22 protein-coding genes and 1 riboswitch are annotated in these 23524 nt (G+C 40.7%); of the genes, 15 read left to right on the plus strand and 7 right to left on the minus strand.

Translation table 11 applies throughout. The features are described from left to right. Positions 1 to 60: 60 nt before the first annotated feature. The 3 genes from MTF67_RS15715 to MTF67_RS15725 form a co-directional block, all read right to left on the minus strand. On the minus strand, positions 61 to 1116 hold the full coding sequence (locus MTF67_RS15715) for an OmpA family protein (RefSeq protein ID WP_248520050.1): 1056 nt from the start codon (positions 1114 to 1116) through the stop codon (positions 61 to 63). Positions 1117 to 1505: 389 nt separating this feature from the next. Further along, positions 1506 to 2915 (minus strand): protein adenylyltransferase SelO family protein, encoded by a 1410-nt coding sequence (locus MTF67_RS15720; protein ID WP_248520051.1) that lies wholly within the window; start codon positions 2913 to 2915, stop codon positions 1506 to 1508. A 2-nt stretch (positions 2916 to 2917) separates the two neighbouring features. Beyond that, on the minus strand, positions 2918 to 3622 hold the full coding sequence (locus MTF67_RS15725) for a DNA-3-methyladenine glycosylase I (protein WP_006791318.1): 705 nt from the start codon (positions 3620 to 3622) through the stop codon (positions 2918 to 2920). A 191-nt stretch (positions 3623 to 3813) separates the two neighbouring features. Then, positions 3814 to 4010, plus strand: a riboswitch (Lysine riboswitch). A 128-nt stretch (positions 4011 to 4138) separates the two neighbouring features. Between MTF67_RS15725 and dapA the strand changes: the two genes are divergently transcribed. The 5 genes from dapA (at position 4139) to MTF67_RS15750 (ending at position 9349) form a co-directional block, all read left to right on the plus strand. Then, positions 4139 to 5023 (plus strand): 4-hydroxy-tetrahydrodipicolinate synthase, encoded by an 885-nt coding sequence (gene dapA / locus MTF67_RS15730; protein ID WP_203985383.1) that lies wholly within the window; start codon positions 4139 to 4141, stop codon positions 5021 to 5023. A 15-nt stretch (positions 5024 to 5038) separates the two neighbouring features. After that, entirely contained in the window at positions 5039 to 5779 is a 741-nt protein-coding gene (locus MTF67_RS15735; RefSeq protein WP_006791320.1) for a 2,3,4,5-tetrahydropyridine-2,6-dicarboxylate N-succinyltransferase, read from the plus strand. Then, entirely contained in the window at positions 5779 to 6984 is a 1206-nt protein-coding gene (locus MTF67_RS15740) for a PLP-dependent decarboxylase (RefSeq protein WP_248520052.1), read from the plus strand. The genes MTF67_RS15735 and MTF67_RS15740 overlap by 1 nt, the downstream gene beginning before the upstream one ends. Before the next feature lie 5 nt (positions 6985 to 6989). Continuing rightward, the gene (locus MTF67_RS15745) at positions 6990 to 8111 is read left to right on the plus strand and encodes a succinylglutamate desuccinylase/aspartoacylase family protein (protein ID WP_248520053.1); all 1122 of its coding nucleotides are present in this window, start codon (positions 6990 to 6992) and stop codon (positions 8109 to 8111) included. A 203-nt stretch (positions 8112 to 8314) separates the two neighbouring features. Beyond that, positions 8315 to 9349, plus strand: coding sequence for a phospholipase A (locus MTF67_RS15750; RefSeq protein WP_248520054.1), 1035 nt, complete (start codon positions 8315 to 8317; stop codon positions 9347 to 9349). A gap of 53 nt (positions 9350 to 9402) precedes the next feature. On the opposite strand, the gene MTF67_RS15755 is transcribed toward MTF67_RS15750, so the two are convergent. Then, complete coding sequence (locus tag MTF67_RS15755) at positions 9403 to 10311, minus strand: bifunctional GNAT family N-acetyltransferase/hotdog fold thioesterase (protein WP_248520055.1); 909 nt, start codon at positions 10309 to 10311, stop codon at positions 9403 to 9405. A 171-nt stretch (positions 10312 to 10482) separates the two neighbouring features. Here MTF67_RS15755 and MTF67_RS15760 point away from each other — a divergent pair, with 171 nt between their 5' ends. Next, positions 10483 to 11208, plus strand: a complete 726-nt coding sequence (locus MTF67_RS15760) for an SAM-dependent methyltransferase (protein WP_248520056.1) — start codon at positions 10483 to 10485, stop codon at positions 11206 to 11208. Here MTF67_RS15760 and dtd read toward each other — a convergent pair. Then, positions 11192 to 11629: a D-aminoacyl-tRNA deacylase gene (dtd, locus tag MTF67_RS15765; RefSeq protein ID WP_248520057.1), complete on the minus strand. Its 438-nt coding sequence runs from the start codon at positions 11627 to 11629 to the stop codon at positions 11192 to 11194. The two genes, MTF67_RS15760 and dtd, sit on opposite strands and share 17 nt — an antisense overlap. Then, positions 11630 to 12532 carry a virulence factor BrkB family protein gene (locus tag MTF67_RS15770; protein ID WP_008127015.1) on the minus strand — a complete coding sequence of 301 codons (903 nt, stop codon included), beginning with the start codon at positions 12530 to 12532 and terminating at the stop codon, positions 11630 to 11632. Between the two features lie 85 nt (positions 12533 to 12617). On the opposite strand from MTF67_RS15770, the gene MTF67_RS15775 reads away from it, so the two are divergent. The 4 genes from MTF67_RS15775 (at position 12618) to MTF67_RS15790 (ending at position 15817) form a co-directional block, all read left to right on the plus strand. Next, on the plus strand, positions 12618 to 13271 hold the full coding sequence (locus MTF67_RS15775; RefSeq protein WP_006791329.1) for a DUF2959 domain-containing protein: 654 nt from the start codon (positions 12618 to 12620) through the stop codon (positions 13269 to 13271). A gap of 142 nt (positions 13272 to 13413) precedes the next feature. Beyond that, the gene (locus tag MTF67_RS15780; protein WP_248520058.1) at positions 13414 to 14502 is read left to right on the plus strand and encodes an MBL fold metallo-hydrolase; all 1089 of its coding nucleotides are present in this window, start codon (positions 13414 to 13416) and stop codon (positions 14500 to 14502) included. Between the two features lie 88 nt (positions 14503 to 14590). Beyond that, positions 14591 to 15016 (plus strand): BLUF domain-containing protein, encoded by a 426-nt coding sequence (locus MTF67_RS15785; protein WP_039038301.1) that lies wholly within the window; start codon positions 14591 to 14593, stop codon positions 15014 to 15016. A gap of 72 nt (positions 15017 to 15088) precedes the next feature. Beyond that, the gene (locus MTF67_RS15790; RefSeq protein ID WP_248520059.1) at positions 15089 to 15817 is read left to right on the plus strand and encodes a CBM9 family sugar-binding protein; all 729 of its coding nucleotides are present in this window, start codon (positions 15089 to 15091) and stop codon (positions 15815 to 15817) included. A gap of 298 nt (positions 15818 to 16115) precedes the next feature. Here MTF67_RS15790 and typA read toward each other — a convergent pair whose 3' ends face one another. Then, the gene (typA, locus tag MTF67_RS15795; RefSeq protein ID WP_006791334.1) at positions 16116 to 17936 is read right to left on the minus strand and encodes a translational GTPase TypA; all 1821 of its coding nucleotides are present in this window, start codon (positions 17934 to 17936) and stop codon (positions 16116 to 16118) included. Positions 17937 to 18442: 506 nt separating this feature from the next. On the opposite strand from typA, the gene glnA reads away from it, so the two are divergent. The 5 genes from glnA (at position 18443) to MTF67_RS15820 (ending at position 23524) form a co-directional block, all read left to right on the plus strand. Then, on the plus strand, positions 18443 to 19849 hold the full coding sequence (glnA, locus tag MTF67_RS15800; RefSeq protein ID WP_006791335.1) for a glutamate--ammonia ligase: 1407 nt from the start codon (positions 18443 to 18445) through the stop codon (positions 19847 to 19849). Positions 19850 to 19963: 114 nt separating this feature from the next. Further along, positions 19964 to 20485, plus strand: coding sequence for a DUF4124 domain-containing protein (locus tag MTF67_RS15805; protein WP_348983495.1), 522 nt, complete (start codon positions 19964 to 19966; stop codon positions 20483 to 20485). An 83-nt stretch (positions 20486 to 20568) separates the two neighbouring features. Beyond that, on the plus strand, positions 20569 to 21639 hold the full coding sequence (gene glnL, locus MTF67_RS15810; RefSeq protein ID WP_006791337.1) for a nitrogen regulation protein NR(II): 1071 nt from the start codon (positions 20569 to 20571) through the stop codon (positions 21637 to 21639). 14 nt (positions 21640 to 21653) lie between these two features. Then, positions 21654 to 23039 (plus strand): nitrogen regulation protein NR(I), encoded by a 1386-nt coding sequence (gene ntrC / locus MTF67_RS15815; RefSeq protein WP_008126997.1) that lies wholly within the window; start codon positions 21654 to 21656, stop codon positions 23037 to 23039. Between the two features lie 26 nt (positions 23040 to 23065). After that, complete coding sequence (locus MTF67_RS15820) at positions 23066 to 23524, plus strand: cyclic nucleotide-binding domain-containing protein (RefSeq protein WP_006791339.1); 459 nt, start codon at positions 23066 to 23068, stop codon at positions 23522 to 23524.

A 23524-nucleotide genomic window follows, 5' to 3' on the forward strand; every position in this document is an offset into this window, starting at 1 on the left:
CATAAATGGCGGCCATAAAAAAACCCAGCATAAGCTGGGTTTTATAATCAAAATAATCTATTAACGTAAAACTTTTACTGTTTTGATTGTTTTGATGTGCGCTTCAACACGACGGTTTTCTGCGTGTGCAGCGGCTGTGTTAGCTTCATTTTTAAGGCGCTCTTCACCTAAACCTACCGTAGTAATGCGGTCAGATGCAATACCGTCAGCTATCAGTTGCTTAGCTACCGAATCAGCACGCTTTTTAGATAGCATTTTGTTGTAAGTCGCTTTACCTACTGATGAAGTGTGACCTTCTAAAAGCACGGTTGTATCTGGATAATCTTTTAAGAAAGATGCAACTTGATCGATGTCGTCTAAGTAACGCTGTGATACAGCAGCTTTGTCGTTAGGGAACGTAACTAATAAGCTTACAGTTACTTCTTTATCTTCATATAGAGTACAACCAGTACCATCAACAGCATCTGTCATTGGTGTATTAGGACACTTGTCATCAGCATCTAAAATGTTGTCATTGTCGCTGTCTGCTGGCTCAACCATAACTTCAACAACCTCTGGCGCAGGCTGTACCGGCTCAGCAGGCATAGTGTTTTGTCCAAAGAAATAGTTAATACCTAATTTAGCGCCAACATCTGTGTAACCTTTATCAATACCTTGGTATACAGCAGTTTCAACGTTAGCGAATAAGTTGTCAGTAATGAAGTGTCTGTAACCAACACCTGCATTTAAGAACGTGTTGTCATCAACAACGTCCATTGATTTAATACCAACTAAACCGTAGAAAGGACCGCCATCTAAATGGTAAAGCGCATCAATACCAAAACGGCTACCGTCGATGTTGTTACGGTTACCAGCGGCTTTGTCGAATGCATTGAAATCAAGATCTGCATACTCTAAACGAGCACTCCAAAAATCGCTGAAGCGGTAACCCGCTTCAAGACCAAAGCCAGTCGACTCGTTTACGTCAAGACCAGCCTGTGCGCTCATATTTTCCCAAGACGCATCGTAGTAGTCGCCAAATGCGCCAATGTAGAAACCTTCTTGCTTGTCAGCAGCAAAAGTAGATACGCTAGTTGCAGCTAACGCAATTGCAATAGTTAGTGATTTTAATTTCATTGTTTTCTTCCCATTTTAACAACTAATAAATTGTGGCTAATTAAGTACTAGCTCACTAAGTTTTATACAGACTAACTCAACTTTTGTTAATCAATACTTAACGAAAAATAAAGTTTATAATTTTTTTCAATGCGATATAACGATATCCAACAAATCAGTTTAGGTGAAATTTAAAACTTTACCTAGCTAGAAACCAACTAGTTGATCATATAAATCGATAATCTGCAGAAGACACAAAGACAACTCAATCAATTGTTCTTGCTCACAATGAAACTAACTTATCTTTATGTTTAGATAGTAACACCGGAATTTGCTTTGCTCAATCAATGAACATCTCTGTGCTAAAATATCGTTATTTATAATCATTAACTTATCTTATTTTACAACACTTAAGTACCACAAAAAGTTTTATAGTCGGTATCATTTGACGGTACCTCTTGAAATTCGGCCATATCATCGCTGAACAGGTACGGTTTATTAGCTACTTTTACAAAACGGCTCATCAGTTTACTTGAACCAAGCTCATTATATTCAGCTAATATTGTTTCAATTATATGATTTCGCGGAATTATACGTGGATTGGCTGCTCGCATGGTTTTGTAGCTATCGTTACTTGTTCGGCTTTGCCACTTATTCGCCCACTCAATTAATTCTTTTGGAATAGTTGCATTGCCATTCACAAACTCCGTCAGTGCATCAAAAGTATTGGTGTAATCAAGATGATGTGCTTGCAATAATGTTAGTAGCTCAGAAACAAGATCTTTGTCGCCCTCTTTTGCACCAGCCAGGCCTAATTTTTTGCTCCACATTACTGTAAATTGAGTATTAAATTGCTCTGAAAAATGATGTATAACTGGAGTAAGTAATGACACTGCTTTTTCTTCATCATCGCTAATTAATGGGATAAGGCTTTCAGCTAAGCGAGCACAATTCCAACTCGCCATATTTGGCTGATTACCAAAAGAGTAGCGGCCTTGCTTGTCTATAGAGCTAAATACGGTGTCAAAATCAAAGCTATCCATCATTGCACACGGGCCATAATCTATAGTTTCGCCACTTACGAGCGTGTTATCGGTGTTCATAACGCCATGAACAAACCCAACGCGCATCCAATTAATAATCAAGTTCACTTGATTGCTAATGACTGCTGTCAAAAAAGCGATATACCGCTCAGGGCCTTTACTCGTTATTTCAGGGTAATGGCGTTTAATTGCTAAATCAGCTAATTTTTTTAATCCCTCAGCATCGCCTTGGGTTGCTAAGTATTGAAACGAGCCAACACGAATATGGCTGCTTGCTAGGCGAGTAACAACAGCCCCTGGTTGAGGCGGATTACGGTAAACCGCTTCGCCGGTACCAACCACAGCCAAACAACGAGTAGTGGGAATACCTAATGCGTGCATAGCTTCACTCATTACGTATTCACGAATAGCAGGGCCTAATGCACATCGCCCATCGCCACCTCTAGAATACGGGGTAACGCCTGAGCCCTTTAACTGAATGTCCCACAGCTGGTTTTTATCGTCATTTATAGCACCAAGCAAATGCGCTCGCCCATCACCCAAACGCGGCGAAAAGTGACCAAACTGGTGCCCAGAATAACCAAGCGCTACCGACTTTATTTGCTGTGATTCATTGCCTGCAAAGGTACTAGGGCGCAGCTGCGGCTCAACACCTATATTAAACTGCTTTGCTAACGCTTCGTTCCACAAAAGCAGTTGCGGAGCTGCAACGCTTGATGGTTGATCTTCTATTGCGAAATTATCTGCTATGTCTGTGTATCTCGGCACTAGTTTCATGGTTAATTTCCTGACTGTTGACGTATACCTACGCGATTGTCACCCACACCATAGGCCACAATTAAACTTAGCTCTTGCATACTTAAACCACTTTGCTTTTGCATTTCGTTAAAAAATGCCTGCGCAGCAGTGAGTGATTTTTTAGTTTGCAGCCCACCATCAATAATTTTATGTGCCCTTAGGTAACTCTCTACATCTCGCGAAAGTAAAAAAGTGTCTTTGCCAAGTGCTCTTAAGGCATAAGGGCCTGTATTACCGCCTAATCGGGCACCGTGTTTTTTTAAATGCGCCCATAAACCAATAATATTATCTGTTGGCCACTGGGCAATAAACTTGCTAAAACTGCCATATTCCTGTGCTATTTCGTGGATCATGTAGGCATTTTCAGGAATTGTTTTCACTTTTTTATAATTACGAATAATACGCTCATCACTCGCTTTTTGCTCGAGCATATCGGGCGGCATCATTAATAGCTTATCAACGCTGAATTCCCAAAAAACCTCTCTAAAGCCCGGCCATTTGCTGTTTATTACCGACCAGTAAAAACCACTTTGAAAAACTTTTCGGGTAAATTCTTCAAGCCAATCGTCGTCACTTAACGTGCTTAATGCTTTTTTAGATAAGGGTTTTGCGAGTAATAACTTAAGCATTTTTTCAGAGCCTTTTCGCTCTACTGCTCGCTTATAAATATCGCTAAATTTTTCCATACTTATTAAATACCTCGCTGCTCATAGGGTTAGTTTACGAGAAAAGCAGCCAATACGTAACCACCCACATTTTCGATGAACTAATCTTTATCCTGCAACTTGACACCTAGACGGCTAAAATGTTTTAATCGCCGCAATTACCCTATTTAAATTGTATTTTGTTAAACCTTTTGCGGTTAAACAAAATACAAAGGGCTAGAAGAGGTGCGTTATTCAGGTAGCGTATGTTAGGAGCGCAAACTCCAGTGAGCATACGTCAGGGGAATACCGCCGAGAGGTAAACGCTTTTGCGAAGCAATTACTTCGGGCGACTAGGTTGAATCCTAGCGACTGTCACCAATAGCTGTTTTAAAACAGCTTATTAGTTTGGTGGAGAGCTTCTGGTCTTAAATAATAAGGCCGTGCGCCCTATTATTTTAAGCCCATTCGCTCTTCGAATACTGTTCGAACGACGTTAATGCGGCTCACATCATACAGCCCCTTTAATATCTCGAACACCTTATAGGTTCGTAAGAGATGATCAATAATTTCAATTTAGACGACTACGCACTGTGGACAGCGCTTGTTACGCCGTTTGATCAACAAGGTAATGTTGACTACGACACGCTCACAACACTTGTTAGCGAACAAGAAGCAGCACACAACGGTATTTTACTGCTCGGTAGCACAGGTGAAGGCTTAGCCCTTACGCTTAATGAGCAGCAAGGCATTGTTGAGCATGTGTGCCAATTAAAACCCAGTGTACCGCTTATGGTTGCTGTTGGTGGTAGTAACTTGGCCCAACAAAAAGAATGGGTTAGCTACTGTAACCAATTACCTATTCACAGCTACTTATTAGGCTCGCCTCTTTATGCAAAACCAGGGGCTGTAGGTCAAACACATTGGTACGAAAGCTTATTAAACGAAAGCGCGCATCCGTGTATGTTATACAACGTACCTGGGCGCAGCGGTGTAAGCATTCCTATCGAAACCATTGAAAACTTAAAAGCGCACCCAAAACTGTGGGCTTTGAAAGAAGCCAGTGGCAACATCACCCAATTTGAAGCATACCGACAAGCCGCGCCTAATTTAGCGCTATACAGTGGCGACGATGCACTTATGCCCTACTTTGCCCAAGCAGGTGCAAAAGGCTTAGTATCGGTTGCGGCAAACGCGTGGCCTTTGCAAACACACGAATTTGTAAAACGCAGCTTAAGTGGCCAACACCCCAATTTATTTGCTCAGTGGACTCGCGCTATTGATAGCCTATTTGCTGTAGCAAACCCTATTCCCGTTAAAGTGCTAATGCACCAACAAGGCCGCTTAAGTAGCCCGTTGCTGCGCCCGCCTTTAACGCATCTTGAGTTAACGCAAACCGATTGCATTACCACTGCAAACGACACCATTTTATCTTGGCATTAAATACAGGTTTTTATAATGAGCTGGTTAGAACTACTTAATAATTTAGAATCGGGCGCAGTACGCGCAGCATCACAAAACGAAAGCGGTCAATGGGAAGCTAACGTAGAAGTAAAACAAGGCATTTTAGAAGCCTTTAAAAATGGCACTAACACCGAGTTTGCAGGCGGGTTTGTTGACAAGCACAACCTTGCACCGCAAGAGTTTAGCACTGACGACGGCGTGCGTATGGTACCAGGTGGTTCAAGCGTTCGTCGTGGTGCCTACGTAGCTAAAGGCACTATTATTATGCCACCAGCGTACGTAAATATTGGCGCATACATCGACGAAGGCACTATGGTTGATAGCCACGCGTTAGTGGGCTCGTGTGCACAAGTAGGTAAAAACGTACATTTGAGCGCAGCCGTTCAACTTGGCGGTGTACTTGAGCCAATTGGTGCAAGCCCAGTTGTGGTTGAGGACGATGCGTTTATTGGCGCAGGTTGTGTCATTGTTGAAGGCGTAGTCGTTAAAAAAGGCGCTGTACTTGCACCAGGCGTGCGCTTATCTGCAACCATTCCGGTGTACGACTGCGTAAACGAGCGCCAGCTAGATAAAGGCGAGCCAATTCCAGAATACGCAATTGTAATACCTGGCTCTCGCCCGGCATCTAACGAATGGGCACGAGAGCAAGGCTTAAGCATGTCGTGTGCGTTAATTGTTAAATACCGCGACGAACAAAGCGATGCATCATTATTACTAGAAGAGGTTTTACGATAATGAGCTTTTTGAGCACGCCAATCAAAACCGCTGTTAATACGCTTACACAGCAACTTGATACACCTTTTTTTGTTTACGACCTAGATAAACTAAACGCACACCTTGCGCACTTAGTTGCGCAAACCGATGTAAAACTTTGGTATGCAGTAAAAGCGAACCCGCTTTCTAAGATTATTCAAAGCTTAGATAGTGCAAGCTTTAACTTTGACGTAGCAAGTAAAGGTGAACTTGAACAAGTCCTTGCACAAGGTATTAGTTCGCAGCGCGTGCTCAACACAGGGCCTGCAAAGAGCCCTAAACAAATTAAACACTTTATTGAGCGCGGCGTACGTATTTTTGTTGCCGAAAGCCTCAATCAAGTGCGTTGGTTAAACCAACAAGCGCAGCTGCAAAATACGCAGCTGCAAGTTTTATTGCGTGTGCAACTACGCTGGCCTGAAGGTGAAAAAAACCCACTAGGCGGCGACAGCCTAACTCCGTTTGGGCTTGGCTGCGATGAATGGCAAGCGCTCAATACTGGCGATTACCCAGCACTTAATTTTGATGGCCTGCATATTTTTCAGTGGGGCAACATGCTTAGCACGCAAAAGCTAAGCGAGCTGTGGTCGCAAATGATTGCACCGCTGACCATCTTGGCTAATAACTTAAATATAAACCTTAAAATTCTCGATTTAGGCGGCGGTTTAGGCATTCCTTATACACAAAACGAGACAATACTTGAATGGGATGGCCTTATAGCCGCGCTTGCTAAAATTAAAAAAGAGGCGGGTGTAGACGAGCTTTGGATGGAGCTTGGTCGTTACGCTGTAGGCGAATGCGGTCATTATGCTAACCCCGTAATAGAGTGCAAACAAAACTACGGCCAACAGCAAGTTATTTTAACCGGTGGTATTAACCACTTATTGCGTCCTGCTGTTACAAGCCAAGATTTTCCTGCGGCGTTATTGCGCGAATCAACGGCGCCAGAACAAGCGATGAGCCTATATGGCCCATTATGTACTGCCCTTGATTGCTTAGGCGAGCACCCCCTACCAAGCGATTTAAAAGAGCAAGACTGGCTGGTGTTTAGCCAATGTGGCGCCTATGGTTTTACCGAAAGCATGCCCTACTTTTTATGCCATGAACTAGCCGCAGAATATGTGTTACAAAATGGCGAGCTCACGTGTGTGCGCCAAGCAGAAGATGCCAGTCACTACTTAAGGTAATAAACATGAGCATAACAACACCCATTAGCCAAGAAAACATTGTAGTAGGGGAAGTAGCAAACGGCTTACCCCTAACTATTCCGGTGTATCGCTTAAAAGGCGATGGCAGCGGGCCAAGCGTGTATATTCAAGCCAATATGCATGGCGCCGAGGTACAAGGTAACGCGGTTATTTTTCAGCTGCTAGAGCAGTTAAAACAGCTCAATTTAAAAGGCGACATTACCTTAGTACCATATGCTAACCCTATTGGTTGCAATCAAAAATCAGGGGAGTTTACCCTTGGCCGATTCGACCCTATTACGGGCACTAACTGGAACCGTATGTATCACTACAATAGTGATTTAGTTACCCAGTTTGCACACGAGCATAGCCAGTACGACGATGCAGCTTTAAAAAGTAATTTTAAAAAAGCCCTGCTTGATGAAATAGATGCCAAACTTAACGGCCCAGCTTATTTACTCAATACCGGTAAACGCATTGCGCTTAACCTGCAAAAGCTTGCGCACCAAGCCGACATAGTACTCGATTTACACACAGGCCCTATTTCAAGTAAGCATTTATATTGCCCAACCTATGCAACCGACAGTGCTCGTTATTTTAATATTGAACATATACTGCTGATCCCAAGCGACTTTGATGGCGCTATGGATGAAGCTAGCTTTTGCCCATGGTGGCACTTAAGTGATGCACTTAGCGCGCAAGGGCGATCATTCAACGTGCAGGTAGAAGCCTTTACAGTTGAGCTAGGAAGCCAAGAAAAAATAGATTTAAAAGAAGCATTCAACGATGCAAAGAGCATATTATGCTACCTAAATCATAAGAACGTATTAGTAGATGCACCGCATAAACCAGCTAATATAACTCGCTATGCGTGTAACCTAGATGACTACTTTGCCTATTACGCCCCTATTGGCGGCATGGTTGAATATATAGCACCACTTGGTGGTCATATTAAAGCAGGCGAGCCCATCGCACATATTTTACGTATGGAACGCTACCTAAGTGAACAACCATTACAAACGCTGTCTCTTGATTGCGATGCTATCGCTATTTTGCACTTTGCCTCAGCAAGCGTTAATCAAGGCACTGAGTTGTATAAATTTTTTACAAACGTATTTGAGCTATAGCTCACCCTTCTCATTGCGTGAGAGTACATTAAACTCCTAAGTTAATGTACATTAGATAAAGCGGCTTTGGCCGCTTTTCTTTTGATCTGTTAGTACCGCCTTTAACGTAATGTAAACAGTTCAGTAAAAGTTCACTGTACCTAATGTAAAAAGCGTTATAATAAAATAAATCACAACCTACCCAATACTCACAAGGAATTACAATGAGCTGGCGCCACTGGATCACCCTTTCAGCTTTACTAAGTACCGCAGCATTTGCGCAAGAAGAAGTACAAAAAAACGAGCAAGACAGCAGTATAGAACTCGTTAAGCAATGTATTTTGAATGAAGTGATTGGGGGCGATGGCAAGCAAACACTCGATGAGCTTCGTAAAAAATGTTCTGCACTGGAAGAAAACAAACAACTGACCGCACTCGATAAACGCCAAGCACGTGAAGAGGTTGGTAAAAAAAATCGTAATGTAATCACACCCCACAAACGTAATTACATATTGCCATTATCATACGTATCGCATCCTAACGATCGTCCTTTCGACCGTTTTGATGAGCTCACCGATGAACAAGACGGTGATACGCTCGATAACTTAGAAGCAAAATATCAACTTTCAATCAAGGTTCCCTTGTTTGACGAATTTTCTGACGAAGACCAAGCCTTGTATTTTGGTTTTACGCTGCAATCGTATTGGCAAATTTATAACTCAGAGATTTCATCGCCATTTCGTGAAACCAACTATGAGCCTGAAATTTTTTGGATAAATTACCTGGATCCAGAAAACGTACTTTGGGGCGATGAAATGGCTATTGTGTTAGGTATTTCACACCAGTCAAATGGTCGAAGCCAACCAAATTCGCGCTCGTGGAACCGTATTTACGCCGACTTCATATGGGAAAACCGAGGCTTTGTTTTTAGCTTTAAACCTTGGTATCGCATAGCTGAAGACGAAAAAGAAAACCTGCTAGATGCAAAAGGGGATGATAACCCTGATATTTACAAATACATGGGGTACTTTGAATTTAGCGGTGCATATCGATATCACGATCATGAATTTAGCTTTATGACTCGTAATAACTTAAATTCAGACAATCGTGGTGCACTTCAGCTTGATTGGTCATTTCCTTTGTGGGGCCGCGTTCGTGGCTACGCGCAATACTTTAACGGCTACGGTGAAAGCCTAATAGATTATAACGCTGACGTTGAGCGTATTGGTGTGGGTATATTATTAACTGATTTGTTGTAAAATCAGCTTATAAAAAAGCCAAGCATTAATTATCAAGTGCTTGGCTTTTTTAATTAAAAATTACTCGTTATTTTTTTTACGGCAAACACACCTTCAAACTCAGCAACTACGTTGTCACCATCATAAATGATTACCGGTACCACATAACTTGTTTTACCATCGGCTTCTAAATCGCTTAATTTGCCTTTACACGCTTGTAAATCTACACAACCGCGCGGATCTGTATTGAGTGGTTTCAAGTACTTAATACTCGCATCGGCTAAAACTATGCTACCTTCAAGTCCCGCTTCTTTGAGCGCCAAATACGTTGCGCCCCAGCCAGTTAATGTGGCTAAACTATAAATAGAACCAGCAAACATGGTGTTATGTAAATTTAAATTAGCGTCTAAATCAGCGCTGGTTGTAAATTGCCAATCGGTGTAACTTTCTACTTTAATGCCCATTGCATCACTAATAGGAATTGATTCTCGCCAGATATTTTGCAGTACTTGAGTCCAATTTGGATGGCGGAACCAACCCGGCTCACTCGGTTTTTGCTTAACCATTTTATAGTGCTGTACATCACCATACGCCAAGTGCGCTTTTTCTTTTAATTCGTACCCATGACGCTTATAAAACTCAAGCGCCCGCTCACGTGCAAATAACACCAGTTCATCGGCATTTTGTGTCCACGCTATTTTTTCTAAATCGTGTAACAGGCGACTACCAATATGCTGATTTCGGTTACCTTCAGCCACAGCCATATAACGAACCTGAGCTTGCTCGTGGTTATTAAAATGTAATCGAGCCACACCTAATACGTCACCCTCTTTATTTTTTATAAAGCGGTGTTCAGCGTCTTGTTCTAAGTCATCTTGTTCAGAACCTCTTGGTTCCCCCCAAGGAGCGCGTAAAACCTGCCAGCGTAATTGATAATAAGCTTGCCAATCTTCGCTACTTTGTGGGGTACTTACCTGAAACATACTTACTCCTGTTACTGTAAAAGCCGCATGTAAAAATTTAAAAAGGCCTCAACCTGTTGATGGCAAATACCATACTCCATCTTAACAAAACTGCAAATACGACTTTGGTGAAGCTTTAAAATACGTAAAAAATTAATGACAGATCCCATTGCGCTTTACTAAAGCTGGTTTATGCTAAATAACATGACCACATACATTGATGCCTCAACAGGCCTAATTAACAGTCATTTTATTGAAAACAGCCAAAATGAAGGAACGCTACTTTATTGGCAAAACGTAAATGGCGATCACATTCAAGTTCGCGAGCATGATAATTTACGCTGGCTATTAATAAACAATACATTGCAGTCCATTATCGACGTCAATAATCCACGAACTCTGTTGTTTCCTCATTTGCAATATTTAGCAGCGCAATGGCAAACACTGCCACCACCTAATAGCGTGCTTGAACTTGGATTGGGCGGTGGGGCTATTCGTAACTATTTACTTAAGCAACACCCTCAAGTAAATATAACGTCAGTTGAAAAAAATGCAGGCATATTGGCATGTTATTCGCAGTTTTTTGCATCAAGCAGTAACGAAAATTTACTATGCGATGATGCACAGGTGGTACTTACTTCAGCGCGTAATATAGATTGGGTTATATTAGATTTATTCTGCCAGATAGATGCGCCACGATTTTTATTTGAGCACGCATTTTATGAAAAAATTCACGCTGCACTTAACACTACCGGCAAACTATTTATTAACTTTTTATCGCAACATAACTCACAGCTAAAACAGCTCCAAAAGCTATTATTCGATGTATTTGGTTATACAGTATACCCTCATAAAATTTCAGGTTACGTTAACCATATAGTGGTCATTAGTAAACAACACCCTAAACAGATAAGTTAAACGTAACCGGTCCATCGTTACATAAACTCACTTGCATATCAGCACCAAATTCACCGGTGGCGACTCTAATACCTTGCGCTTTAGCTTGAGCAACAAAGTACTCGTAAAGCGCATTAGCTTGGCTTGGGGTCGCTGCCGATGAAAAGCTCGGACGCATCCCTTTTTTAGTATTTGCGGCTAACGTAAATTGCGAAACAACTAATAATTCACCACCCATGTCCTTTAAACTTAGATTCATTTTATCGTTTTCGTCGGTAAAAATTCGGTAATTACTGACTTTATGTAAAAGCTTATCAGCTGCCCCTTTATCGTCTGCCTTTTCAACACCTAACAAAAGTAAAATACCTTGCTCTATTTGCCCAATTACCTGGTTGTTAACTTCTACCTTTGCGTGTTTTACGCGCTGTATTAGCCCTTGCATTTAACTTATATCCTTTGATTTAGGTTCTTCTTCCAGTTCTATTTCTGGGGTATCCTCAATATCATTTGGGCTAATACACGCCGTAAATTCGGCGCCCAAAAGTACAACTACCCACGCTAAATACACCCACACAAATAAAATAGGAATTGTTGCTACCGCACCGTAAATAACCTCATATGAAGGAAAGTGGCTAATATAAAGTGCAAATCCTTTTTTTGTTAGCTCAAATAAAAGTGCAGCAAACAATGCCCCTGGCACAGCGGCTCTAAACGATACGCGTGTATTTGGCACTAAGGTATAAAGCATGATGAAGCCCATCATCGAAATTCCATAGGGAAGTAATTTTAATAAAAATCCACTAAACCCTGGAATACCTTGATCAGCAAACGATACTAACGACACAATGTATGAAGTTACACCAATACTTGCCCCCAGTAATACGGGGCCTAAACTCAATACCATCCAATACACTGCAAATGAAATCATCATTGGGCGCTTTTTCTTAATACGCCAAATACGATTAAGTGTTGCATCTACATTACGTATTAAAAGTAAGGCAACAGCGGCTAAAAAACCTATACCCACTGCAGTCATTTGATTGGCGTTACCGGCAAAGGAGCTAATATGCTCTCTGATCACATCCGTAGAGGTCGGTACAAAGTTAGTAAACAAAAAGCTTTCTATTTCCATACGAGTCGATTCAAACCCCGGAAACGCTGAAAATATTGCAACCCCTACAGCGATAAGCGGTATTAATGAAAGTAACGTTACATAAGCAAGGTAACCAGCATTGACTGTAATTTGATCGTCTATACAACGATTAATATATTGCATCCACCAACCGGGTTGCTGGCGCATAAAGGACTTAACTTGCTGTTTGTAATGGGAGAGCTTATCATTCATACAATTGACTTGTGCTTATCGAGTTTTGATTATCATAACAATCAGCACCGGAATTTACAGCACTTACACGTAAATAGGGAATCAAATGAAAAAACAAACACTGTTAAGCGCATCAATACTTGCCCTAACGTTAGCATTATCTGGGTGTCAATCAGCTTACTATTCTGCAATGGAAAAAGTAGGTGTTCACAAACGTGACATTCTTATTGACCGCGTAGAAGAAACCAAAGAGTCACAAGAAGAATCTCAAGAAGAGTTTCAGTCAGCGCTTGAGCGTTTAACTACACTAATTAATTTTGATGGCGGTGAGCTCCAAGATGCTTACAATCAACTAAATGACGATTACGAATCAAGCCTTAAAGCCGCAGACGACGTTACTACCAATATCAATAAAGTAGAAGATGTTGCTGAAGCCTTGTTTGACGAGTGGAGCGATGAATTAGAACAGTACAAAAGCGCTTCGTTAAAACGAGAAAGCAGTAAAAAACTTAATGCCACTAAGCGCCAATTTGATCAGCTTCTTCGTTCTATGCGCAGTGCTGAAAGTAAAATGGAACCAGTACTATCATCACTAAAAGATAACGTTTTGTACTTAAAGCATAATTTAAATGCACAGGCAGTTGCTGCTATAAAAGGTGAATTTACTAACCTTAAACGCGACATTCAGATACTGATGAACGACATGAACAAGTCAATCGCCGATTCAAATAAGTTTATTGAGCAAATGAACAAAGCCTAATAATGCTATTTTTATAACAGCTCTAAAAGCCTGTTAATTTTAACGGGCTTTTTTGTGATTATTTTTTGTTACGATTAACACATTGTTTAATAAATAGCTTTTGATAAGCTTAAACTTCTTTAAAACAATAACAACAGTCGAAATGAAATTACATACTCTGTGCTTACTTATTACCTCAAGCTTTTTAGCCGCCTGCAGCGCAAACACTGTAAATGTAATTGCTGGGCAAGACAGCATAACGCCAATTCATAAATCAGGTGAGCGTGAAGGGCGTTATCACAACCTTTATGCGGGCGATAAAACCTATCCGGTTACCTGTGAGGCTGACTGCTACCCACAACACCCGAATGTAATATGCGAAACCACTGCTGAAAATTGCACATTTAATGCTGAGCAATTAAAGCCACGGTTAAACCTTGGCTTTAATATACGCTGGTTAGGACATGCTGGCTTTATGATCCAAACACCAAATGGACAGCATGTAGTGTTCGACCCCGTAAAAGAGCAGTTTGACTCACCCGTTGATTTAGCATTTAAGCTTGCCTCTGGGTTTTATAGACAACCTGGTGATTGGCTTACTCAAAGCGAACTTAAAAACCTAGATGCCATTATGTATTCGCATATTCATTACGATCATTTTAATAAATCAGACATAGAAGAAATAGGTAATCAACCTCGCTACTTAGCACCATTAGGCATGGCAGATAACTTTCCAAACGCAGGACTTAATATTAGCGAAATGGCGTGGTATGCAAAAACTAAAATTGATGATTTAACCATTCATGCACTACCAGCGCATCACTTTAGCAGCCGTGTATTAGTACCCTTTATTTACGAAGACAACGATAAAGACTTATGGAATGGCTGGCTACTTGAACAAAATGGCAGCACCTTATTTTTTGCAGGCGACACCGGCTACTCCAAACACTTTAGCGATATTCAGCAAAAGTATGGCGATATTGATGTGTGCTTAATGCCGATAGCCTCTTACTACAGCGAAGATAATCCCAAGTGGTATCGTTATGTCCATACAACCCCAGAAGATGCTCTTAAGGCCGCACACGAGCTTAACTGTAAAGTCATGATACCGTGGGGGTACGGTAACTCATCATGGAAAATGGGCGACCGAAGTAGTCATTCGGCTTTACTACGTTTATTACACATGCATGAAACAATGAAATCACCCGTGCCGCTTTATATTTTAAATGAAGGTGAAAGTATTAAATTTTAAATTGCCCACCAGCTGAAATACATCAACATAATTCGTAATAACCCTCTAGCTGAACTATCTTTAATTAACTAAGCAATGTGGGGTTATTATGTTTCTAGTACGACTAATTTACGCAAGCAAAATTTCAGACGGCTTTGGCCCAAAAGATATAGAAAGTATTTTACAAAGTGCTCGTACCTATAATGTAAAAACACATGTTACCGGCATGCTTTGCTTTAGTAACGAATACTTTTTACAGTGCCTTGAAGGCTCCAGAACCGCAGTAAATAATACCTATCAACAAATATTAAACGACAAACGTCACCACAATGTAATTATGCTTAACTATACCCAAATTCCAGAAAGAGAATTTGAAAAGTGGTCTATGGGTTATGTTCCACAATCTAGAGTAACCCAATCACTGAATCTGAAATTTTCAGGCTCTGTTGATTTTAATCCATTTAAAATGTCTGGCGAAAGCGCCCACTTATTAATGCTAGCGTTAAAAGGCAGCATTACAGGTGCTATTAGTTAAAATTCACATGTATTATTGTTTTTATTGTTAACTTAAGCCAAGCTAAGCCAACTTTAATTAATGGAACAATTAATGAAAAAAGTACTGTTAGCCACGAGCTTAGTGATCAGCAGCCAAATAATGGCTGCTGACGTTAAATATACGTCAACCCCTATTAATATTGACGGCGTATCTGAAAGCGCATGGGATAAGGCTGCTTGGCACGATATGCCACATTTAATGGATGGTACATTGCCTTCAAACGATGCCGATTTTAAAGGCCGCTATCGCTTGTTGTGGGATGAGAAATTCTTATACCTACAAGCCGATATTGTAGATGATGTTTTAATAGATACACACCCAGACCCTACCTATAAATATTGGGATGACGATGCCCTTGAAATATTTATAGATAGCGATGCATCGGGCGGGATTCACCAATTTAACCACACCGCTTTAGCGTACCATATTGGCCTTGATAACCAAGCTGCCGATTACGGCCCTGATAAAAAAGCGCACTTGTATACCAACCACTTAGTTAGCAACTGGAAACGCAATACCACTGCGCCCTATAACATTACTTGGGAAGTTGCGATAAAACTCTACCCGAATGATTATCAGCAAGACGCAAAAAATACACCGCTTAAATTAACAGAAAAACAAATTATTGGTTTTATGCTCGCCTATTGCGATAACGATGGCAGTGAAACACGCGAGCATTTTATGGGATCACACGAAGTACAGCCAGTTAACGGTGACAGAAACCGAGGATTTATAGACGCAGATGTATTTGGCAAAATCACCTTACTACCAAAAAAGTGATGTAAGTTATCGAGTAGATTGGCTTAAGCGCAGCGAAACACAACAAAAAACCAACCAACAAAATAGAGGCTTTGAACTGTCAGTTATTTTAGCGCTTGCTCTTTTACTTCTCATTCTCTTCTCTTTGTGCAAATATTTTTTAAGCATATTTTTCACAAAGAGGATGAGAGGCGCTGCGCTTTTAGAGCTCAATATTGATAACTAAAAACTGAAAGCTTCTCTTGCTTTAAAAACAAAAAAGCCGCTGTATTTTTCAATACAGCGGCTTTTGAAATCATTTTTCTAAATTAATAGATTATTACTTAGGAGCACGACCCGCACGTTTACGCTCATTTTCAGTTAAATGACGCTTACGAATACGAATGTTCTCAGGTGTAACTTCTACTAACTCATCATCAGCAATAAACTCAAGCGCTTGCTCAAGTGAATAGTTCAGATGTGGTGTCAATGTTTGTGCTTCATCTGTACCAGATGCACGAACGTTAGTAAGTTGCTTACCTTTAAGTGCGTTAACTGTAAGGTCGTTATCACGGCTATGAATACCGATAACCATACCTTCATAAACTTCAACACCGTGACCGATGAATAAACGGCCGCGCTCTTGTAAGTTAAATAATGCGTTAGTAAGTGCTTTACCTGTTGCGTTTGCAATCATTACGCCGTTCTTACGAACACCTAGCTCGCCACCTTTGTGCGGACCGTAGTGATCGAACGTATGGTAAAGTAAGCCAGAACCAGACGTTAATGTCATGAACTCAGTTTGGAAACCGATTAAGCCACGGCTTGGGATCATAAAGTCCATACGCATACGGCCTTTACCATCTGGTGCCATGTCAGTAAGTTCACCCTTACGAAGACCAATTTGCTCCATGATAGAACCTTGGTGCTCTTCTTCACAGTCAATAGTTAGTGTTTCATACGGTTCTTCTAACACGCCATCAACAGTACGTAAGATTACTTCTGGACGAGATACAGCAAGCTCATAACCTTCACGACGCATGTTCTCGATTAAGATACCTAGGTGTAATTCGCCACGACCTGATACGCGGAAGCTATCTGGGTTATCAGTATCTGCAACACGAAGTGCTACGTTGTGTACTAATTCTTTGTCTAAACGCTCACGAATATTACGTGATGTTACAAACTTACCTTCTTTACCACAGAACGGAGAGTTATTTACAGAGAACGTCATTGTAACTGTAGGCTCATCAACACTTAGTGGTGGTAATGCTTCAACATTGTTAGGACAACAAAGCGTATCTGAAATCTTAAGCTCGCCTAAACCTGTTACAGTAACGATGTTACCAGCATAAGCTTTATCAGTGTCGATACGCTCAAGGCCTAAGTAGCTTTGTACTGAACCAATTTTACCGTTACGAGTCGTGCCGTCAGCGCCAATAACTGTAACTTGTTGGTTAGTCGCAACAGAACCACGTTTGATACGACCAATACCAATTACACCTTTATACGAGTTGTAATCAAGCTGAGAGATTTGCATTTGGAAATCACCTTCAGGATCTGCATCCGGTGGTGATACTTCGTCAACGATCATCTTGAACATAGGTTCCATGTTGTCTGATGGCTCGTCTAAATCTAATGTTGCCCAGCCGTTGATAGCTGATGCGTAGATTACTTTAAAGTCTAACTGTTCATCAGTTGCACCAAGGTTATCGAATAAATCAAAGATTTGATCCATAACCCAATCTGGGCGTGCACCTGGCTTATCAATTTTATTGATAACGACGATTGGCTTTAAGCCTTGCGCGAATGCCTTTTGCGTTACGAAACGCGTTTGTGGCATTGGACCTTCTTGAGCATCAACAAGTAATAATACTGAGTCAGCCATCGAAAGTACGCGTTCAACTTCACCACCGAAATCGGCGTGTCCCGGGGTATCTACGATATTGATGTGGTAGTCATTCCAAGAGATAGCTGTGTTTTTAGCTAAAATGGTAATACCACGTTCTTTCTCAATGTCGTTTGAGTCCATCACGCGCTCTTCGTTACCGCCGCGTGTTTCTAATGTACCTGATTGCTCAAGTAGTTTGTCAACCAGAGTTGTTTTACCGTGGTCAACGTGCGCGATAATCGCTATATTTCTTAACTGTTCGATGCTCATATATTTACTCAGAGAAATTAAATTCTCAATGATCCTGCAAGATCTACGCACTCATCTGCGTTTTCACGAGATGTCCAAGCATAGGATTTAAAAGGGCGCATATTATCCCTCATTAATGACATGGATGAAAGTTTATCCAATACAATTTTCAAAACTTTCTCAATACTTTTACTAAGTATCTGTTTTATATATGACAATTATATGAAATAAATTGCCATTATTTTTTCAAAAATGCAGTTTTCAGTATTTATACGATATTTTTGGCACTCTTTTACATTTAGGTTATGCTGATTTCGAGGGATTAAATTAACAACAAATTGTAGTGCACATAGCCTGCACCAAAGTGGAATTTAAATGCACCATAGTGGTGCTATTTTATGCCCCACATTGTAGCAACTAAGTTTTTTTAACCTATAAACATAGAGTTATAAAAATGGCACAAAATCAGCTTAATAAATCACAAAGCAATTATGCAGCAATAATAAAACCCAATAGTTGGAGGACACATGTCACAATCGGTTTTAGATTTTATTAAAGAAAATGACGTTAAGTTCATTGATTTACGCTTTACTGATACAAAGGGTAAAGAGCAACATGTATCTATTCCTCATCACCAAGTTGATGAAGATTTTTTCGAAGACGGTAAAATGTTCGACGGTTCTTCAATTGCTGGTTGGAAAGGCATAAACGAATCAGACATGGTTTTAATGCCTGTTGCTGAATCAGTAAAACTTGACCCTTTCACTGAAGAAACAACATTAATCGTACGTTGTGACGTTGTAGAGCCTTCTACACTTCAAGGTTACGAGCGCGACCCGCGTTCAGTTGCTAAACGTGCTGAAGATTACATGCGCTCTACAGGTATTGCTGATACTGTATTATTTGGCCCAGAGCCAGAGTTCTTCCTTTTTGACGATGTTAAATACAAATCAGACATGTCTGGTTCAATGTACAAAGTTGACGCTGTAGAAGCAGCATGGAACTCAGATAAAGATTATGAAGGCGGTAACACTGGTCACCGTCCAGGTGTTAAAGGCGGTTACTTCCCTTGTTCACCTGTTGATTCTTCACAAGATTGGCGTTCAGCTACCTGTTTAGTACTTGAAGAACTAGGTCAAGTAGTAGAAGCACATCACCACGAAGTAGCAACAGCAGGCCAAAACGAAATTGCTACGCGTTTTAACAGTATGGTTTTAAAAGCAGATGAAATCCAAGAAATGAAATATGTTATTCATAACATGGCTCATTTATACGGAAAAACAGCTACATTCATGCCTAAGCCAATTGTTGGTGATAACGGTTCTGGTATGCACTGTCACCAGTCTTTAGCTAAAGACGGTGTTAACTTGTTTGCTGGCGATAAATACGGCGGTCTTTCTGAAGAAGCGCTTTATTACATTGGCGGTATTATCAAGCATGCTAAAGCTATTAACGCATTTGCTAACGCATCAACTAACTCGTACAAACGTTTAGTACCTGGCTTTGAAGCACCTGTAATGCTTGCATACTCTGCACGTAACCGTTCTGCTTCAATCCGTATTCCAGTGGTACCATCTGCGAAAGGTCGTCGTATCGAAGTACGCTTCCCAGATCCAACAGCTAACCCATACCTTGCTTTCTCAGCAATGCTTATGGCTGGCCTTGACGGTATCAAAAACAAGATCCACCCTGGCGATGCAATGGATAAAGATTTATACGACTTACCAGCAGAAGAAGCAGCAGAAATTCCACAAGTTGCATCTTCACTTGGTGAAGCACTAGATGCATTAAGTGCTGACCGCGAGTTCTTAACTCAAGGTGGTGTTTTCACTGACGACCTAATCGATGCTTACATTGCACTTAAAGGTCAAGAAGTTGAAAAACTTAACATGACAACTCACCCAGTTGAGTTCGAAATGTACTACAGCTGTTAATTTGACACTGTAAAAGAATGTGTGTTCTCAAGCCCGCTTAGCGGGCTTTTTTAATGGTAAATTAAATCAAACTCCACTAAAGTTAAGCAATCATAAAAATTGCAGGGTAGCAGTGTGAATAGTAAGATTTTATTGCTAATGATTACTTTAGGATTAAGTAATTATGGTTATGCGGGTGAAAAAAGAATTTACGCTTGGAAAGATCAAAACGGCGTTTTAGTGTTTTCAGATACACCGCGTAAAGGTGCTACAGAGGTAAAACTCTCTAGCCAGAGCTTAACTATGCCCGCTAAAGATATAGCGACTCTCAGCAGCCAATCCCATACTAAAAAAACAGGGTTTGGTATTGCCATTACGTCACCTGAGCACAATCAAACCATTCATGAAAATACCGGCACAATATACGTCACCAGCCGCGTAATGCCGAGCTTTAAAGCAGGCTATACCATTCAATTGCTTGTTAATGGAGAAGCAAACGGCCCTGCAATAAATAACTCAGTATTTGCAATTGCTGATGTTGAAGCCGGTGAACATATGCTTCAACTAAGACTGTTTAACGAGAAAAGCCAAATTATCGCTGTGAGCGAGCCACGTATATTTAATATGCGCAGAAAAGGCAAAGTCCATAGCAATTAAAGCGAAACTTAATACTTAAGCGCAGCAGCTCATTTAAGATAAAACCTGGCCTGTAAACACCTGCGCACTAAAATGGTGCAAACATGATTAATAACGAAAATTTTAGCCCCGAATTGCTTGATGCCATATGGCAAAATCAAACAACGGCAGTTATGCTTCTCGATAAAAATTTTACCGTTTTTTATGCCAATACCAGTACCAGTGAGTTACTTGGGCTTGCCACTAAACGCTTACTCGAACAGCCCTTTGATACCCTTTTTAATTACCATTCAATTGACTTAAAACGCATCGCGCAGTTTTCATTAATTGATGGCGTTGATTGCCAACAACACAGAGCTGACGTAGTCTTTAGCGATTCTCGCCATGCCAAAGTAAGTGTTAATTCAAGGCGAATTAACTTTAAAGGTACTGCGTATATTTTATTAGAATGTCGTCAAACGGACGATGAAATAAAGCACGATCAAGCTTCAAATCAAATGCATCAATACCAAGCAGCACGTAACTTAATAAGAGGCTTGGCACACGAAATTAAAAATCCTTTAGGTGGAATTCGCGGAGCGGCGCAATTATTGCAATATGAGGTTGATCAGCAAGAAAGAAATCAATGCGCTGAGCTCATCATTGAGCAAGCAGACAGATTACGTGAACTAGTAGATAGACTTTTAGGGCCTAATCAACTGCCACAAAAATCTTACGTTAATATACACCAAGCGTTAGAGTCGGTAGTGAAGTTAAGCACACTCGATAATTGTTCAAATATCGAATTAAAAAAAGATTACGATCCTAGTATCCCTAATGTGTTTATTGATCAGAGTAAAATACAACAAGTGGTTTTAAATATTGTTCGTAATGCTCAGCAGGCGCTTACTGAGGGTGGTGAGATAAAAATAAAAACGCGTATTAATCATCAACACCGTCGTCCAGGTAAGGCACCTAAAAAAGCCTTGTTGATCCAAATATCTGATAACGGACCAGGCATAGATCACAGCATACGTGAAACCTTGTTCTACCCTATGATCACCAACAAAGAAGGTGGCTCAGGGCTTGGACTCTCGATTGCACAGACGCTCATTGATCAGCACGATGGCTATATTGAATGTGATAGCTGGCCTGGACATACTGAATTTAATATCTATCTGCCCTTTGCAGATTAATGTTTGGAGTTGCCATGAAAACAGTTTGGCTTGTAGATGATGATGCATCAATTCGTTTTGTACTTGAAAAAGCACTTGAACGCTCTGGTTTTAATGTAGAAAGCTTTGCCAACGCGCAAGATGTACTTAATGCATTGAAGTTTAGTCAACCTACTGTTTTAGTATCGGATGTGAAAATGCCCGGTATGGATGGCATGGCCCTACTTGAACTCATCGCAGAACAAAACCCTGGCTTGCCAGTAATAATAATGACTGCGCACTCAGACCTAGATTCGGCAGTGAACGCCTTTCAAAAAGGGGCATTTGAGTACTTAGCTAAACCATTCGATTTAAATGAAGCCGTTGCACTTGTTGAAAGCGCATTTAGAGCAAATTCCACAAAAAAAACCAAACGTAAGCAAACACCCCCTAAAAGTGCTCACATCATTGGTGAAGCACCCGCTATGCAAGAGGTCTTTAGAGCAATAGGTAAACTTTCAGCATCTAGCATGAGTGTTTTGATTAATGGTGAGTCGGGCACAGGTAAAGAGCTCGTTGCAAGTGCACTTCACAATCACAGCCCGCGTAAAGAAAACCAATTTATTGCACTTAATATGGCTGCTATACCTAAAGAATTAGTTGAGTCTGAGCTGTTTGGCCATGAAAAAGGCGCGTTCACCGGTGCCGATACCGTGCGAAAAGGTCGATTTGAACAAGCCAATGGCGGCACTTTATTTTTAGATGAAATTGGCGATATGCCTTTAGATGTGCAAACACGCTTACTTCGTGTACTTGCCGACGGAGAGTTTTACCGTGTTGGTGGTCATCAAAGTATAAAAGTTGATGTACGCATTATTGCCGCAACACATCAAAACTTAGAAGACTTAGTTAAACAAGGTAAGTTTAGGGACGATTTATTTCATCGCTTAAATGTAGTACGCCTTCGTTTACCTGCTTTACGTGAACGCACCGAAGATATAGAACGCTTAGCGCAACACTTTTTACATAAAAGCGCTAAAGATCTGCAAGTAGAAAGCAAAGTATTGAGCCCTAAAGCCACCGAGCAACTTCGTTTATTTAACTGGCCAGGTAATGTTCGCCAACTTGAAAACACCTGTCGCTGGTTAACGGTTATGGCACCAGGCGAGCTTGTTACAGAGCAAGATTTGCCCCCTGAAATTATTGAAGTAACACCAATACAAGAAGAAGGTGATTGGCTGGATGCTTTTCAGCAATGGCTTAATAATGAACTAAAACAAGGTAAAGAAAATATTTGGCCAGACATACAGGCACAACTAGAAACACGCTTAATTAAAACAGCACTTGCTAATTGTTCGGGTCACAAACAAGATGCCGCCATAAAAATAGGCTGGGGTCGCAATACATTGACCCGAAAATTAAAAGAGCGCAATATTAGCTAACAATGTGCATTAAATTTTGATATCGAATGAAATTAATCGAACACATTCCATTGTTCAAACAAATGGAAATAATTAACAGGCTACATTTTTTTAAGGAATTTACGCTTAACGAGCGCCAAATTTTATTAGAATCATATGGCCTATTGTATTTAGTTGGCCAGCACCAATTTTTGTTTAAACAGTTCGATAACGATAAACGATTGTATATTGTACTTAGCGGCGCACTTTTAGTATTTAAGCATAATCACTTACTTGAACTGGGCACAATAGAGCCTGGCGAATTTATAGGTGAAGGCGCATTTATAAATAACAGAGAGCGCAGTACAAGTGCTCGCGCTAAAACCGACACCATTGTCCTTGCCATCACTCCCGAAGCACTCACTCAGTTACCCAATGTCATTCGAGAAAAAATTAAAGACCGTATTATTGAAGGTATGAGTGAACGAATAACTAAGCTCAGTGACTATATAGAAAATCACGGTTAG

Origin of the sequence: Pseudoalteromonas sp. 2CM32C (genome assembly GCF_023161925.1) — a bacterium.
Taxonomy (GTDB): Bacteria; Pseudomonadota; Gammaproteobacteria; order Enterobacterales; family Alteromonadaceae; genus Pseudoalteromonas; species Pseudoalteromonas marina.

Bases quoted from the DNA above. Each gene is read 5' to 3' on its own strand.
- MTF67_RS15715 (WP_248520050.1), bottom strand. From the start codon at position 1,116: ATGAAATTAAAATCACTAACTATTGCAATTGCGTTAGCTGCAACTAGC.
- MTF67_RS15720 (WP_248520051.1), bottom strand. From the start codon at position 2,915: ATGAAACTAGTGCCGAGATACACAGACATAGCAGATAATTTCGCAATA.
- MTF67_RS15725 (WP_006791318.1), bottom strand. From the start codon at position 3,622: ATGGAAAAATTTAGCGATATTTATAAGCGAGCAGTAGAGCGAAAAGGC.
- dapA (WP_203985383.1), top strand. From the start codon at position 4,139: ATGATCAATAATTTCAATTTAGACGACTACGCACTGTGGACAGCGCTT.
- MTF67_RS15735 (WP_006791320.1), top strand. From the start codon at position 5,039: ATGAGCTGGTTAGAACTACTTAATAATTTAGAATCGGGCGCAGTACGC.
- MTF67_RS15740 (WP_248520052.1), top strand. From the start codon at position 5,779: ATGAGCTTTTTGAGCACGCCAATCAAAACCGCTGTTAATACGCTTACA.
- MTF67_RS15745 (WP_248520053.1), top strand. From the start codon at position 6,990: ATGAGCATAACAACACCCATTAGCCAAGAAAACATTGTAGTAGGGGAA.
- MTF67_RS15750 (WP_248520054.1), top strand. From the start codon at position 8,315: ATGAGCTGGCGCCACTGGATCACCCTTTCAGCTTTACTAAGTACCGCA.
- MTF67_RS15755 (WP_248520055.1), bottom strand. From the start codon at position 10,311: ATGTTTCAGGTAAGTACCCCACAAAGTAGCGAAGATTGGCAAGCTTAT.
- MTF67_RS15760 (WP_248520056.1), top strand. From the start codon at position 10,483: ATGCTAAATAACATGACCACATACATTGATGCCTCAACAGGCCTAATT.
- dtd (WP_248520057.1), bottom strand. From the start codon at position 11,629: ATGCAAGGGCTAATACAGCGCGTAAAACACGCAAAGGTAGAAGTTAAC.
- MTF67_RS15770 (WP_008127015.1), bottom strand. From the start codon at position 12,532: ATGAATGATAAGCTCTCCCATTACAAACAGCAAGTTAAGTCCTTTATG.
- MTF67_RS15775 (WP_006791329.1), top strand. From the start codon at position 12,618: ATGAAAAAACAAACACTGTTAAGCGCATCAATACTTGCCCTAACGTTA.
- MTF67_RS15780 (WP_248520058.1), top strand. From the start codon at position 13,414: ATGAAATTACATACTCTGTGCTTACTTATTACCTCAAGCTTTTTAGCC.
- MTF67_RS15785 (WP_039038301.1), top strand. From the start codon at position 14,591: ATGTTTCTAGTACGACTAATTTACGCAAGCAAAATTTCAGACGGCTTT.
- MTF67_RS15790 (WP_248520059.1), top strand. From the start codon at position 15,089: ATGAAAAAAGTACTGTTAGCCACGAGCTTAGTGATCAGCAGCCAAATA.
- typA (WP_006791334.1), bottom strand. From the start codon at position 17,936: ATGAGCATCGAACAGTTAAGAAATATAGCGATTATCGCGCACGTTGAC.
- glnA (WP_006791335.1), top strand. From the start codon at position 18,443: ATGTCACAATCGGTTTTAGATTTTATTAAAGAAAATGACGTTAAGTTC.
- glnL (WP_006791337.1), top strand. From the start codon at position 20,569: ATGATTAATAACGAAAATTTTAGCCCCGAATTGCTTGATGCCATATGG.
- ntrC (WP_008126997.1), top strand. From the start codon at position 21,654: ATGAAAACAGTTTGGCTTGTAGATGATGATGCATCAATTCGTTTTGTA.
- MTF67_RS15820 (WP_006791339.1), top strand. From the start codon at position 23,066: ATGAAATTAATCGAACACATTCCATTGTTCAAACAAATGGAAATAATT.